10 protein-coding genes are annotated in these 15635 nt (G+C 50.6%); 4 read left to right on the top strand and 6 right to left on the bottom strand.

Annotated features, from left to right (window positions below):
- The first annotated feature begins 213 nt into the window (after positions 1-213).
- The 3 genes from SH451x_RS11915 to SH451x_RS11905 all read left to right on the top strand — a co-directional run bounded on the left by SH451x_RS11915 (position 214) and on the right by SH451x_RS11905 (position 2398).
- Positions 214-402 carry a hypothetical protein gene (locus tag SH451x_RS11915; RefSeq protein WP_479362677.1) on the top strand — a complete coding sequence of 63 codons (189 nt, stop codon included), beginning with the start codon at positions 214-216 and terminating at the stop codon, positions 400-402.
- Positions 395-2020: a proteasome accessory factor PafA2 family protein gene (locus SH451x_RS11910; RefSeq protein WP_479362676.1), complete on the top strand. Its 1626-nt coding sequence runs from the start codon at positions 395-397 to the stop codon at positions 2018-2020. The genes SH451x_RS11915 and SH451x_RS11910 overlap by 8 nt, the downstream gene beginning before the upstream one ends.
- Positions 2021-2191: 171 nt before the next feature.
- Positions 2192-2398 carry a hypothetical protein gene (locus SH451x_RS11905; RefSeq protein WP_479362675.1) on the top strand — a complete coding sequence of 69 codons (207 nt, stop codon included), beginning with the start codon at positions 2192-2194 and terminating at the stop codon, positions 2396-2398.
- 123 nt (positions 2399-2521) lie between these two features.
- Here the strand turns inward: SH451x_RS11905 and SH451x_RS11900 are convergent, their stop codons facing one another.
- The 6 genes from SH451x_RS11900 to rdgB form a co-directional block, all read right to left on the bottom strand.
- Complete coding sequence (locus SH451x_RS11900) at positions 2522-4192, bottom strand: hypothetical protein (protein ID WP_479362674.1); 1671 nt, start codon at positions 4190-4192, stop codon at positions 2522-2524.
- Complete coding sequence (locus SH451x_RS11895) at positions 4189-5169, bottom strand: ABC transporter ATP-binding protein (protein WP_479362673.1); 981 nt, start codon at positions 5167-5169, stop codon at positions 4189-4191. The genes SH451x_RS11900 and SH451x_RS11895 overlap by 4 nt, the downstream gene beginning before the upstream one ends.
- A complete protein-coding gene (locus tag SH451x_RS11890) occupies positions 5153-5572 on the bottom strand; it encodes a GntR family transcriptional regulator (RefSeq protein ID WP_479362672.1) in 420 nt (139 codons plus the stop codon). The genes SH451x_RS11895 and SH451x_RS11890 overlap by 17 nt, the downstream gene beginning before the upstream one ends.
- Before the next feature lie 136 nt (positions 5573-5708).
- Positions 5709-6902, bottom strand: a complete 1194-nt coding sequence (locus SH451x_RS11885) for a competence/damage-inducible protein A (protein WP_479362671.1) — start codon at positions 6900-6902, stop codon at positions 5709-5711.
- A gap of 11 nt (positions 6903-6913) precedes the next feature.
- Positions 6914-8389, bottom strand: a complete 1476-nt coding sequence (locus tag SH451x_RS11880) for an aldehyde dehydrogenase family protein (RefSeq protein ID WP_479362670.1) — start codon at positions 8387-8389, stop codon at positions 6914-6916.
- 172 nt (positions 8390-8561) lie between these two features.
- Complete coding sequence (gene rdgB / locus SH451x_RS11875) at positions 8562-9185, bottom strand: RdgB/HAM1 family non-canonical purine NTP pyrophosphatase (protein ID WP_479362906.1); 624 nt, start codon at positions 9183-9185, stop codon at positions 8562-8564.
- A 342-nt stretch (positions 9186-9527) separates the two neighbouring features.
- Here rdgB and SH451x_RS11870 point away from each other — a divergent pair, with 342 nt between their 5' ends.
- The gene (locus tag SH451x_RS11870) at positions 9528-15587 is read left to right on the top strand and encodes an alpha-2-macroglobulin family protein (protein WP_479362669.1); all 6060 of its coding nucleotides are present in this window, start codon (positions 9528-9530) and stop codon (positions 15585-15587) included.
- The last annotated feature ends 48 nt before the right edge of the window (positions 15588-15635 follow it).

Here is a 15635-nt window from a genome sequence, read left to right as displayed (position 1 = left end):
ACGGTCGCGGGAATCATTACGCCAACGTAGTTATTTGATAGGGGTTTTCCCCTTGGCAAATTGCAAGTGCGCGCGGGTCGTGTAAGATTGACGAAAAGTCGACACTTTTTCAGCGACTGATTTTTTTCGCAAATCTTGCGTTGCCCGTCAGCGCACGAATTAACTCTGCTAGAATGAGGCGTATTACGACGTCAAAACCGCTGGAGACTTCTCATGGAAAATGAACCAAACGACTGGCTCGGTTCTGCGGATAAAGAAATGTTTATGGCTGGACGTGATGCGATCACGACTGACCGCAATGGCCGAACGGTTGACGATCTGATTAACTGGATTGTCGAAGATGCGCAATACCATAGCTCTGAATACTTACAAGAAACCAAAGTCGACTGCGAAGGTGAGTGACTCGCCGGTGTTGTCGCGCTTGATTGGCATTGAGACGGAGTATGCCTTTCGCTATGCCGACGGTAAACATCGCAACTCACATTTGCTGTATCATGCAATCGTGGCATCTGTTGCGCATCGGATGCCTCTCGTGCAATCGCTGCGAAATCCTAATCGCTGTTTTCTCGCCAATGGTGGCAGCATATCTTGGGAACCGGTACGAACGACACTTTCTGAATATACTGGATTCGTAGAAACCGCTACCCCACAGTGCAAGCGTCCCAAGCAGGTAGTCGCGTATTCGACGGCTTTTGATCATTTAATCACGGAAGCGTTGCTCGACCCGTTTGCGGTAGGTCGCGAACAACTTCCATTTTCCGCGATTAGAAATAGCTCTGATGCCTTTGGGAGAAGCTACGGCCAGCAAGAGAATTACGAAGTCGAAATCGCGAGCGGCACGTGGCTCTGGCTCTGGCGTCTCGGTTTGTTACTCCTGTTTCCACTGCTCCTTTGCCATCGAGTCTTCGCCAAGACTATCTTGGTATTAACGCTTGGAAGCACTTTCTTAACGACACGAGAGAACAACGGAGAAGATGAACCCTTTTCGCCCCAAAACTTTAGTAGTTTTCGGATTCGGGCCGCCGCCAAGATGCTCGAAGCTTGCCACGCTCCACTAGAGTTCATGTTCGCCCAGCTCTGTCGCTGCACATTGCTGAAAAAACAAAAGAATGCGCTTGGGACTTTCCTCGCGTCGCGTGTCATCATGGACGGCGGCGGGCATGTTGATAAGTACGGCTGTTTTTGGTTGAGTGCTCGAGCTCAACAGGTGACAGACTATATCGGCTTTTCGGGAGATGGCATTAAAAAACCGATCATTGATCTATCGCATTGGTTTCGCAGCTTGTGCCTTGACGATACCAGTGGATTCGTCGCGTATCGCAAGTTGTTCGGAAAACGGCAGCGTCTGCAGATATGCTGCGGCGATACGTCTACTAACGAACTTGTACGCTGGATACAAATCGGTTCAACTTGCTTGGTCCTGGATATGATCGAAGCAGGTTTTCTGAAAGATTGCCCAAAGATTAGAAGTTGCGAGCGCGTATTACGAAGATTTGCTCGCGATTCGAACCTTGATTTTGAAGCGGTAGATTTAAAGGGACGAAAGTGGTCCGCTCTCGCACTGCAGGATTACTTTGTGAAACATACAAGACGTTTTCTCCATGCGAACAAACGAACGCCCAGTGAAGCTTGGGAGATCCTCAACGCCTGGCAACTCATGTTAAGTCGTTTGCAAAGTCGACATACCGATCCAAAAGACTCGCAATGGCTGATCGCCCGCAGTGATTGGTATACCAAGCAGACTATTTTACGACACCTTCCAGCCAATGCTTCGTTTGCTACTCGTAAGAAAGTAGATATTCGTTATCACGAAGTTGGCGTTGAGGGATATTATCAACGGATTGCCCGGCAGCGAGAGATCGTGCCCTTGATCGATCGTCAGAATCTCGACCGCGCTACGCGTATGCCACCCGATGGAACTCCGGCAACAAAACGAGGCTACTTGATCCGCGAATTCGCCGGCAGCGACCAAGCGTTGTATGTGGATTGGGACGACACATGGCTGCATCCTCGAAAATGAAGATGCAACTTTCACGATGGATATGGTGCGCAGTTATGTTTGTCTGGGGTACATACGCTCCACTAGGCACGGTTCTTTTTTGAGCTGATCGACCCACTAGTTTATCGCAGCATCCCACGTTCTGGAGCTACTTTAGTGCTACTGATACTCTTACTTGCATTTCTTATAATCGTGTTGAATCACTTCCTTTATCCGTTTGTTGACTTTCTGTACGAGCGACACAGCGTAGAATGGCGAAAACGATGGAACAGCTTGCCGGAAGAACCAGAACTAACGCCTGCGGCATCCGAATTCATTGCGGCGAATACGCCTTGCTCGACAGCTTCAATGAAACTTGAAAACCCCCCGCCACCTTCTGTCAATCCTAACAATCCATAATTGAAATGCAATAATCGCGAGGTAGCCGTGGTTCTCGATTCGATGTTTGCCTTTTCGAGATGCATACGTTGCGTTGGTGTGGGTTGAGACAGTCGCTGCACCCTGGAAGGTAACGATACAACGTCAACGGTGAAGATCACGCCCGATTGCCCATGGCAGTATTATTAATCGAGCAAGCGGCGTTAATAATGCTACGAGGCTGACAATCAATATTGGTTGCGTTAACCAACGCAACATTTCGGCAGTGAAACTTGAGAGCCCGGTAGCTTGTACGCCCGAATAAGTGATCCCTAATATTGGGATGGTAACGGTTGCAACCAGACACATCCAAGCTAAGGTTGCACGGAACAACCAAGCGTATCGATGTGTTGTGTTCGGGAATGTCTTTAAGTGAATTCGCACTGAGATTGCAACGATGACGCATTTCGCCACGAGCGCAAATATGATCAGTGGCGGAAGTGTCGATCGCATTTCTAGCAGCGTACGTTGCGTGCTTTCCAAAGATTTTTGATTTATAAACCAGACCAAAACGGCTATCAGTGGCACGAGTATCGCCAACGCATTTAAGAACGAGGCTACAAATTTTGCTTTGCTGCGGTCTTGGTCATACAGCCAAATCCAAGCTAGCCCGCGCGATACGGACAGAAACAGGCTGACGATCGCAATGCACCATAGTAATTCGCGCCGCTGCTGCCACGCCGCCGCGTTAATCCACGAATCAAACCAAAGGATGACGCAAGCACCAAGCATCGCGATAAGACTCCAACGCAGATTCTTCATGAGTTGCCAAGTCGCTAACTGAATTTCCGTAAGCGGGCTGGTCGCAATCAGTAACGGCAAACGACGATCACCGCTGCGATTGTGCTCGGTTGCCGCTCCATTGCTGGTAAGAAAGACAAGATATATCCCGAAAGCAATCAGCAAAATACTTGGGATGGGATCATCAATAAGAATCGCCCACACCACCACGATCGGCAACGCAGACAATGCTAATATCGTATGCCGCCGCGTTACGAGGTCAGTGTATGAGGCAGCCGTGTTTGCCCCGTTAAGCATGTTACTGGATAAAAGCTGCCTAACGGAATCCAACACATAGGTCGCCTTCTCGCCAACCCAGCGTACGGTACTCTGAGCAGACGAACTTTCGTTATAACGCGCTCTAACAAACCAGCGGTGCGCCAAAACGAGACTTAGGCCTAGCCAAGCCATGTTCAGGAGATAGATGGGGGCTAGCCATAGCGTCGACCATCGTAACTCGTATAGGACTACTATATGGGCAATACCAAGGCAGTAGCTCAACGGTAGCACAACGATTATCGCCAAGATTCTCAACCACGCGGTTTCAAACTTCCGCCAACTTATTGCGGACACCCAAATCGCGGTGGCCATCCAGGCTAGCACTGAAGTTAGAGGAAAATCGGGATAATGTTCGAGGGGTACAGAGCTGAAGAAGCCAACCGATACAAGCATCACGATTAGCAGACTTTTCGCAGCTAATGGCACGCTGACGACTTTAAATGAGCGAATTGGGGATCGCAATAGCCACGGGTTGAACCCGGATTGCGCGTTAGAGAGATCTGGGTTGCCGAAGTCTAAGGCAAAAGTCGCAATGAGAGCCAGCGGCATCAAACAGATCGCTAGGATGCCGACATAGAATGGGGCGTCCAATTCCGGCAAAATTTGCCTTAGCAAAATGGTTAGCATGACTCCAGACAAAGCGGTCAACGCCGATCCAGTCAACGGCCAGCGATTGCGAACCCACAGTAACCTTGCGAGCGACAGAGTTTCGTTCATGCTACCACCTTTGTTTGACCAACTGCAGACTGACTCTTGGAAATTCTTGCTTCGAAGAACGTCTCCAAATTTACTGGCTTATGATTGATTAAAGACAATTGGTTCGTTGCGCAGAACGCCTGAGCCGACTGGGAACTGGTTGTGGACCGTTGGTCGAATTCTAGGATGATGGAGACCTCGAAATCGAACTCACGCACGCTAACGACTTCAGGAATGCCACGGAGTTCCGCTAGTCGCCGTGGGTGTGTCAACGATTCTGCAATTATTTCTACAAAACAACTGTCCAGTTTTTCCAGAGAAAAGCGTTCGATAATTTGTCCTTGGTGAAGAATCGCAATCGAATCACTTAGCCGTTGTACTTCGTCTAACAAGTGGCTGGAAAAGATAACCGTGCGGCCATCCTCGCTGATGGCACGAACGATCGACTCAAGAATTTGGTTGCGAGCTATCGGATCCAACCCGCTGCTAGGTTCATCTAGAATTAGGACTTCCGGACGGTGACCGATGGCTACCATCAAGCCTGCTCGGGCTCGCGTCCCTTTGGACAGCGACGATAGCTTTGCAGTCTTAGACAATTCGAACATGTCACAGAGATCGTTTGCATATCGTTCATCCCAAGTCGAGTAAACTGAACGGCAAAAACCCATGATGTCCGCTATCGTCAACCAAAGAGGCAAGGACTCTTCTTCAGACAGAAATCCTATCCGTTTCAAGACCGTCTCGCGGTCTGCGATCGGATCCTGTCCAAAGATTCGTACTGTGCCACTGTGAGGACGGTACAGGCCTAACAGATGTTTCAATAAAGTTGTTTTCCCCGCACCGTTAACGCCGACGAGTCCAAGTACGGTGCCTGAGGCGACCTCGAGACTAACGCCATTTAACGCTTGAGTCTTTCCGAAGCCGTACGATAATTCGCGAATGCAGATCGGCAACGATGCATTCGTAGCTTCGATAGGTCGACTAGTTCTGGTCGTCATGAGAATGCTCCTTTGCAGCCAAGCTAGTTTCGAAAAGTGATACTTCACGCGATCGAACTAGCTGAACTAGTTCGTCGATGGGAATGCCTAGACCTTGAGCGAGCACCAGTAGTTCGTCGATCGAAGGCATCAAGAGCTTGGTTCGCTCCGCGGTGGCAAGACTCACAGCCAGAGGCGCGACATAGGTCCCACGCGTCCGACGTTTCTCTACCAACCCTTCATGCTCTAATTCCCGATAAGCTCGCGCGATCGTATTCGGATTCACACGCAGTTGAATTGCCAAACTTCTGATCGCCGGAAGCTCGTCACCAGCAGCTAACTGACCGGCCAGGATCCGGTGCCGCAACTGCTGCACAACCTGCTGGTACAGCGGCATACCATCGTCGTTTACTTGAATTCGCATAAAACCGACCTCCCTTGTATTAGTACATTAATACAATAATGAAGTGACTGTCAATACTTTGCGGGAAGCATGTTTGGAAGAATTCCTAGAATTTTTGGGCACCGGCCGACGGGCAGAAATAGATCTTGAAGCAAGTTCAGCTGACCAATTCGAACAGAATCTTGGTCGCTTGCTTTGCCAAGCGCGACAGGACTATATCTGGATGGCCTGAAAACGGCACCGATTCTTGCCGCGCTAGGTTCGAGTGATGGTACACGCTCACCAAAACCTCTCCGGCCGGCTTTTCCGAAGCGACAACCTTCGGCACTGGCCCAAAGACTAACAGCCAATCGGCCGACGCTGCATGTCGCTCGGTTTCATTTGCATCGGGCGCCACGTACTGCCAGTGGGAATTGAGTACAATTGGCTGCGCGGGAGAAAGCGAATTTTGCGCTGCGGCAAAAAATGGGCCGGCGATGTTGCTAACTCCATACTCCAAAATGCTCAACGTTTCGCTCCGCTCCAACAGTCGTCGAAGCACTACGTCCCACAACTCGTCGTCGTCTTCCCCGAAGATGAACTCGCCTAAGCTAGAACGAATCTCAAGCAACGTCGATTGCATTTCAGCATCTGCTTCCTCCTGACTGGCAGCCAAAGTCGCAATTCGTAGATTGATCGTCGCTCTTGATACAGTGATTCCTACGAGCGGCTCACGTTGACGGGCAATGAGATCCGGAATTCGGACTTCAACGTCGCTTTCGCCCAGCCCGAAGAGCCGAAGATTTTTGAAGTACCATTGCTCTTTGCCAACGCCCATTTCGTCGATCAATCGCGGGCGCACTACTTCACTAAACATTTCATGCATTTCCGCCGGTACACCCGGCAAAGCAAAAATGCGAGTTGCACCCGACGGGGAAGATACGCCAGCGACATCAAGATCGATTCCTGGTGCCGATCCGAAGCGATTATCGATCAGGCGGCTTCCTTGCGGAAACATCGCTTGCACACGGTTGCGCTCGGGCATTGGTCGTTTGCGATGTGCGAACAATTGTTCGATATGCGTCATCGCGATTTGGCTAAACTCAAGCGGCCGCTGAAATGCATCTGCAATCGCATCTCGCGTCAAGTCGTCCGCTGTTGGGCCTAGGCCGCCGGTGGAAATAATTAGGTCGCTGCGATTGGCAGCCGAACGGAAAACATCGATATTTTCCGCGAGAGAGTCACCGACCGTGGAATGAAACGCCGTGCGTACGCCCAGCTTGGCAAGTTCCGCTGCGAGCCATTGCGAATTGGTGTCTAATCTTTGTCCGGAGGTAAGTTCGTCACCAATCGCAATTATTTCTGCTCGCATACTACTACTTGTTACATGTCCAACGAAATCGTCACCGTCTTGGTCTCGGTGTACGCTTTAAGGCCCTCTTCGCCCAGCTCGCGTCCTTGACCAGACATCTTGAAACCGCCAAACGGAGCGGCTGCATCGAACACATCGTAGCAGTTTACCCAGACCGTACCAGCGCGAACGCGTCGCGCAAAATCGTGGGCCTTGGCAATGTCGCGCGTCCATACGGCAGCCGCCAATCCGTAGAAGGTATCATTGGCACGAGTCAATAGGTCGTCCCAATTGTCGTAGGTCAAAATGCTGAGCACCGGGCCGAAGATCTCATTTCTTGCGATTTCCATATCGTCTGTAACGTTATCGAACACGGTTGGCTTAATAAAGTAACCTCGATCGCCAGCTCGTTCCCCTCCGGTCACGCATGTCGCGCCAGCAGCCTTGCCCTTTTCGATGTAGGACATGATTTTGTCGTACTGCGCTTGATCAATTTGCGGACCCTGCTCGGTACCTTTGTCGAAAGGATTTCCGACTTTACGATTCGCCGCCAACTTAACGAGCTTTTCCACGAATTGTTTGTGAACGTCCTTATGTACAAAGACGCGCGATCCAGCGCAGCAGCATTGGCCTTGGTTCAAGAACAGTCCGATGTAGCTTCCTTGAGCTGCCTTGTCTAAGTCGGCATCCGGAAGGATGACGTTCGGACTCTTGCCTCCAAGCTCGAATGTGATCCGTTTAAGCGAGTTGGCCGCTTCCTTCATAATGATCTTGGCCGTCGTAGTTTCGCCCGTGAAAGCGACTTTATCGACGCCGGGATGATTGACGACTGCGGCGCCAGCGGTGGGGCCGAATCCGGGAACGACGTTGATAACGCCGTCAGGAAAGCCGACCTCTTGTGCAAGCTGTGCCATTTTTAAACAAGTCAGCGGCGTCTGTTCCGCTGGCTTCATAACAATGGTGCAACCTGCTGCTAGGGCTGGCCCCCACTTCCAAGCTGTCATCAGCATCGGAAAATTCCAAGGGATAATCTGACCAGCCACGCCGACAGGTTCGCGACGCGTGTAGGTAAAATAGTTACCTCGAACAGGAATCGTCGAACCTTGGATTTTGTCTGCAAAGCCACCATAATATCGCAAGCAGTCGACGACGAGTGGCAAGTCGCCGTTGCGTGCTTCGGATAGCGGCTTACCATTGTCGAGCGTTTCTAGCGCTGCGAGATCATCGATCTGTTCCTCGATTACATCGGCTAATTTGTAAAGCAGACGACCGCGATCGCGTGCATCGATGCGAGACCATGGGCCATTGTCGAACGCTTTGCGAGCCGCTTTAACGGCTGCGTCGACATCTTCCTTGTCGCCTTCTGCGACGTCCGCGATCACTTCTTCCGTAGCGGGATTGATCGTTTCAAAGGTCTTACCACTTTTGGCCGGGACCCATTTGCCGCCAATAAAGCACTCTGTGTATTCAACTTTTACATCCGCTGGATTTTCAGCAACAGTCGCCATGGGTAGGATCTCCAACATTCAAACAGGCATTAAGGAAGGGAACATTACTAAAGCGTATCCGATACGAACTCAGATATAAACCCCCGGCCCGAATTGCAAATCGCAACTTTTTAGCGTCTTGGCGATAAAGCGAGACTGCAAGATGGCGTATCCGACGATCGCACGAAACTTCCTAATCTGAATCGCCCGCGCTCGCTTTGCCAGGAAGCAACCGCAAGAAGGCACGCAGAGAACGGCCGCGATGAGAGATAGCAGACTTGACGGCCGGTGCAAGCTCCGCGAAAGTCCGATGAAGTTCGACGATCTCAAAAAGCGGATCGTAGCCGAACCCGCCTTCACCTCGCCGCTGTGGCAAAATTCGTCCGTGGCATTCGCCTTCGGTAGCAATCAAAATGTTGCCTGCCGGATCGGCAAGTGCAATCGATGAAACGTAGTAAGCGCTGCGCTGCTCGTTCTTCAGCAGCGACATCTTTTCCAAAAGCAAGTCGTTGTTGGCTTGATCGTTAAGCATTGGATTATCGTGAGGTCGCCCCGCATACCTTGCCGAGTAAATTCCAGGCTCGCCATTCAAAGCCGGAACAACTAGACCGCTATCTTCGCCGATCGCATGCAGCCCAAAGTGTTTAGCTTGAGCAATCGCTTTGATGGCAGCATTTTCCGCGAAGGTCGCTCCGGTCTCTTCAACATCTGGAGCACTCGACAAGTCGACGTCGGCAATATCAAAACCCAAAGGAACGAGAAGCCGCCGCATTTCCGCAAGCTTCTTTCCGTTTGTCGTCGCAAGTACCAGTCGCATACTCAATCACAAGCCTTTGTATAGTCAGCCCGAAAAACATCTATCCTCAAATTCTGCAGTTCGACAAGCTTTTTACCATCGAGCGAAGGCCTTTCAAGCCACGAATCGGTCTTTTATTTCGCGCTTGCTTAATAAAGTCGACTCCCTAACGTATTAGAAATGCCAACTAGCACTTTCGTCGAGACGGTGCGATAATGTCGCAATGCGTCGGTGTGGTTCCATTGGCATGAGGCTTCACGCACTTACGACTTTTGCGGAATACCGCCACGATTGTACATGGAAGACGAAACTCATAGTGCTTTTTGCTTGCTTGCAAAAACCTCTTCGAATCAGGAGATCATCATGGTCAAACGCCCGCTTTCTAAACTTGTCTTGCTGTCATTGGTCATTCTTCTTGCAGGCAAAATTGCTGTGTCCCAGAACTCCGATAAACCTACGCTCGAATCTCTCTGGGCATCTTATCAAACGGCCGTCGATCGAGGGCTTCCTCAATCGGCTATCCAAAGATTGGAGCCAATTATCGAATTGACCAAATCCAGCAATAACTACCCAGAATTAGTCAAAGCAACCAGCCTCAAAATAATGTTGGAGGGCTCCATTCAGGGGAACAAACCAGAGGAAAAAATCACTCGCATGAAAGAGGAGATCGAGCAAGCGAGCGACGAAACGAAGCCAGTTCTGAATGCGATTCTCGCCAACTGGTATTGGCACTACTTCCAACAGAACCGTTGGCGGTTCATGCAACGAACGCAGACCGCGGAAGTGCCCGGCGACGATTTTACGACATGGAGTTTGCCTCAGATCTTGGCCGCAGTCGACGAGCAATTCGACAAGACCTTCGAATATTCTGAACAGTTGCAGAAACTCACCGTTGAAGACTACAAAGCGATTCTCGAACCTGGCACTGTTTCGAATACTTTTCGCCCTACGATGTTCGACGTGATCGCCCATAACGCGATTGAATTCTACTCGTCTGGAGAACAAGCGGGTGCCGCTGTGCAGGATGCCTTTTATCTAAGCGCCGATAGTCCTATCTTTGCACCTCGTAGCGAATTCATCGCCTGGAATCCCGAAACTCCCGACGAACGCTCGCTGATTCTCGAAGCGATAAAGCTTCATCAAGAACTGCTTAAGTTTCACCTGGACGACGAAGACAAAGCAGCGCTGCTTGATGCCGATCTCATCCGGCTCCAGTTTGGCAAGAAACAAGCTAAAGGCGAAGGAAAAGACGACTTTTATCGTCGGGCTCTCGAGAGATTTGATGAAGGTAACTCAAACCATGAAATTTCGACTCGAGCACTTGCCGAGCTCGCAAGTCTTGAATTCCAGAAGCAAAACTTTATTGAGGTACGCAAGATTGCTCAAAAAGCTATCGAGCGTTTCCCTGAAAGTATCGGTGCAAACCAATGTTATAACCTGATTCAGCAAATTGAACATCCTGAACTCAGTGCCAGCGTTGATCGAGTTTGGTCTGATCCGGCGCCGGTGATCAACGTTCGTTATCGTAACGTCGAAAAAGTCTTCTTTCGCCTAGTCAAATTTGATTTTCGAACAGATCTCGCTAACGGAAAATTGCCGCAGCAATACTTAGATGAGCAAGAGTGGCAGCGGCTTTTGCGACAAGCTCCAACGCAAGCGTGGAGCGCGGATCTCCCCAAGTCAGAAGATTTTAAGACGCAGAACGAACAACTAAAAGTTCCGACCGATCTGCCTTTAGGTTCCTATTATCTCCTATCGAGTCACCGTGAAGATTTTGCCGACACGTCCAACCGACTTGGCATGACCACGATTTGGGTCAGCAATCTGTCACTTGTTTTGCGAACCAATCATGAAACGGGAATCGTCGAGGGCTTTGTGCTGGATAGTAAAACTGGCAACCCGATTGAATCAGCAACGGTCGATGGCTGGCAGCAAAACTATGCTAACAACCGCCAGCAGATGGTAAAACTGGCGACGGTCAAAACAGACAAGAATGGCATCTTCCGTTTTGCGGCGGCAAACAACCGTAGCATGTTGCTGCTCGCCCAGAAAGATGGCGATGCACTCTCTTCCGTCGATCTTGTCCATTCATATCGACAACGGCAAGAGCGAGCGATTCAGTCACGCACGGAGTTTTTTACCGATCGCGCGATTTACCGACCTGGCCAAACGATCAACTACAAAGGCATCTCCTATTCCTTTGATCAGCAGAATGACAAGTATAGTGTGCTTCCGAATCAAAATATGAACGTCGTCTTCTTTGATACCAATGGCAAAGAAATCGAACGCGCACAGCATCGTACAAACGACTATGGTAGCTTCTCCGGTTCATTCACTGCTCCACGTGATCGCTTGATGGGCAGCATGTCTATCCAAACAGAGGGCGTTGCGAACGGCGGTACTTCAGTGCGTGTTGAAGAATACAAGCGGCCGAAATTTCAAGTTGAACTCGAGGACATGACCGACGCCGTAAAGCTTGGCAGCGACGTGACGGTTAAAGGCAACGCAAAATCTTACACCGGCGCTTCCATCAACGACGCCAAAGTGACGTGGCGCGTGGTTCGCCAAGTCCAGTACCCAGGCTGGTGGCATTGGCGATACTGGTGGCGGCCGTTTCCTCAACAACCCGCTGCAGAGATAGCAAACGGAATCACAGAAACGGATCCCAATGGAGCGTTCACGGTTAACTTCGTGGCAAAACCTGATCCTTCCGCCAGCGATGACAAAGACGCAATCTTTACGTACACAACCTACGCCGATGTGACCGACACGACTGGTGAGACTCGTTCGACCGAATCTTCCATCCGCGTCGGCTTCAAATTGATGACTGCGGAAATGAGCGCCGATGATTGGCAAGTTAGTAACGAACCGACAAAGATTAACGTAGTCACGAGGTCGATCAACGGAGCTGGTCAGGCTGCGACGGGCATCATCAAAATTTACGCACTTAAGCAGCCTGAGAAGGTCGTCCGCCCGAATCTCGGCGGTATTGATCCCATCCAGTTCGATTACCAGTTCAATCAACCGTCTGGTTATGGGGCTAAAATCCTACCAGCGCCCGGCGAGCAACCCGATAGAGACCTGAGCGATCCAAACACTTGGGCGCTTGGCGATGTCGTTGCAGAAGCTCCGTTCAATACCAATGGAGCGGGCACGGCGTCGGTAGAGTTTGACTTGAACGCCGGAGCGTTTCGCGCAGTGCTGGAGACGAAAGATGCTGATGGAAATGAAGTCGAAGCACAGCTTCCCATACAAGTCGTGGATCTCGAAGCTCAGAAATTTGCGATCAAGATACCTAACGTTTTGAAGGTCGAAGAAAACTCGCTGCAACCTGGCGACGAATTAAAAGCCGTGTGGGGCAGCGGCTACGACTCGGCACGCGCCTACATCGAAATCGAACACCGCGGCAAGCTACTACAAAGCTTTTGGACAGATGCCACACGTACACAAGTTGTCATTGACCAGAAAGTCAGCGAAGCAATGCGTGGCGGTTTTACTCTGCGAACAACAATGGTCCGTGAAAATCGCGCTTACATCGAAACGCAACAAATCGGTGTGCCTTGGAAGAACAAAGAACTAGAACTGAAGTGGGAGCACTTTACGTCCAAGCTGGAACCGGCTCAAAAAGAAACTTGGACGGCGATCGTCACCGGCCCCGATTCAGAACGAGCAGCGGCCGAGATGGTCGCAACGCTTTACGATGCTTCCCTTGATGCGTTTATCACACACGATTGGCTAAGAGCGTTCAACGTCTTCCGCCAGGAGTATAGCCGAACCAATTCCAGCTTCCAGAATTCGAGCCAGTCCATTGCCATTCGCCTGGATAATCTGCCGATCGACACAAGAAGCACGTATATCGTTTATCCGCAACTTTTGAACAGTCTGATTCAAGACATGCAGAATCAGTTGTTCTTTAGCAAATCGATGCGTCGCGGGGCACCGGCTGCTGGCGGAGGCTATAGTGCCGATTTCGGTATTGCGGAAGCGGCTCCGATGGAAGCTGACATGATGGCGGCCGAGCCTGCGATGACTGCGGCCTATGGAGCAGGTGAACTTCAGTTAATTACGAATGCTGCACTTAATTCGGAGGAAAGCAAATCTGATATCGATTTCTCCAACGTTTCCGCTCGCAAGAACCTATCGGAAACGGCGTTCTATTTTCCACAGTTGATCGCCGGCAAGGATGGATCGGTCCGCATTGAATTCACCATGCCGGAAGCATTAACCGAATGGAAGTTCCTTGGTTTTGCTCACGATAAAGAACTGCGATCGGGTTTCCTTTCCGGTTCGACGGTAACATCGAAAGAACTGATGATTCAACCGAACCCGCCTCGATTTTTGCGAGAAGGCGACCAGATCGAGTTCACAGTAAAGGTCAGCAACCAATCGGCAACTCGGCAGAACGGAACAGTGCGACTTACCTTCGCCGATGCTCGAACCAATGATTCTGTCGATGGCTCGCTAGGAAACAGCAACACGGACCAAGCGTTCGACATTGCGGCCGGCGAATCAAAATCCTATTCGTGGAAGTTGAACGTACCCGATGGACTCGAGTTCATCACTTACAAGGCGTTAGGTTCGAGCGGCCGCGTATCCGACGGTGAAGAAGGCTATCTGCCAATCCTTCCACGAAAGATCTTGGTAGCGGAATCCATCCAACTGCCGATTCGCGGCAAGCAGACGAAGACGATCAATTTTGAGAAACTGCTGAAGTCTGGCAGTTCCGATTCTCTAACGCACCAATCGTTGACCGTGCAGATGGTTTCAAACCCATCTTGGTACGCTGTCATGGCGCTGCCTTATTTGATGGAGTATCCATATGAATGTAACGAACAGACTTTCAATCGGCTCTATGCTAACGCACTCGCTCAGCATATTGCCGGCAGCGATCCGAAAATCGAACGCATCTTCGCTCAATGGCGTGCCACTCCAGCGCTCGACAGCCCATTGGCAAAAAACGAGGAACTAAAAGCGGTAACACTCGAAGAGACTCCTTGGTATCGTGATGCTCAAGACGAGTCTCAGGCGCGACGCAATGTCGGATTGCTTTTCGACAACAATCGCTTGGAAAGCGAAATAGCTCGTGCAATGTCAAAGCTTACCGAATCCCAATTGCCCGACGGCCAGTGGTCTTGGTTTCCAGGTGGACGTAACAACGAATATATTACGTTGTACATCACGACTGGCTTCGGTCGATTGCGACACCTCGGTGTCCCCGTCGATACCGCACCAGCAGTTCGGTCGCTCGCTTCCTTGGACGGTTGGATCAGTCGCATTTACGAAGACATTAAGGCGGTCGATCGCAAAGAAAACCACCTAAGCTCGACGATTGCGTTGTATCTGTACGGGCGCAGCTTTTTCCTTGACGATCTACCGGTCGCGCCCGAGCACAAAGAAGCATTCGATTACTTCATAGCTCAGTCACAACAGTATTGGTTGGAACTGAATAACCGACAATCGCAAGCTCATCTAGCAATTGCGCTCAAACGACTCGGACGACTCGATTCCGCAAAAGGTATCATGGCATCGATCAAAGAGCGCTCTGTGAGCAATGAAGAGATGGGGATGTTCTGGCGTGATACCGAACAATCGTGGTGGTGGTACCACGCTCCAATCGAATCGCAGGCTTTGATGATCGAAGCATTTGACGAAGTCATGAACGATACAGCCGCTGTCGAAGACTGCAAGGTTTGGCTTCTCAAGCAAAAGCAAACTCAAAATTGGAAGACGACCAAAGCAACAGCCGACGCCGTCTATGCCCTCCTGCTTAGAGGTACGCAGTTGTTAAGTTCGAACGAACTGGTTCAAGTGTCGCTGGGCGGCGAAAAGATCAGGCCGAAAAACGTTGAGGCCGGTACGGGCTTCTTCCAAGAACGATACACGGGTTCGGACATCAAGGCTGCCCAAGGCGAAATCGTCCTAACAAAAGTCGATGAAGGAGTCGCTTGGGGCGGCGTACATTGGCAGTACTTGGAGGATATCGCCAAGATCACTCCTCATGCAAGTAATCCGCTCAGCCTGACCAAGGAGCTTTATATCAAGAGCAACACGCCTCAAGGCCCAACGCTCAAGAAAGTTGAAGGACCAGTCTCGGTCGGCGATGAATTGGTTGTTCGTGTTGTCCTGCGAACCGATCGCGACATGGAATATGTTCACTTGCGAGATCACCGCGGCAGTGGTACCGAGCCAGTGAACGTCCTTTCGCGTTACAAGTTTCAAGATGGACTCGCGTACTATGAGTCGACACGTGACACGGCAACCCACTTCTTCATCGATTACTTGCCAAAGGGAACTTACGTGTTTGAATATTCAACTCGCGTCCAGTTGCGAGGTGAATATCAAACAGGCATGGCCAATATCCAGTGCATGTACGCTCCAGAATTCAGTAGCCATAGCGAAAGCTTACCGTTGAGCGTCAAATAATCGTTAGCCAATCGATGGTGCGTCCGGCAATTAAGTTTGCTTGACGCA

The organism is Njordella aestuarii (genome assembly GCF_056494165.1).
The sequence above is the reverse complement of the archived record's forward strand: the minus strand, read 5'-3'. Positions and strand labels throughout refer to the sequence as shown.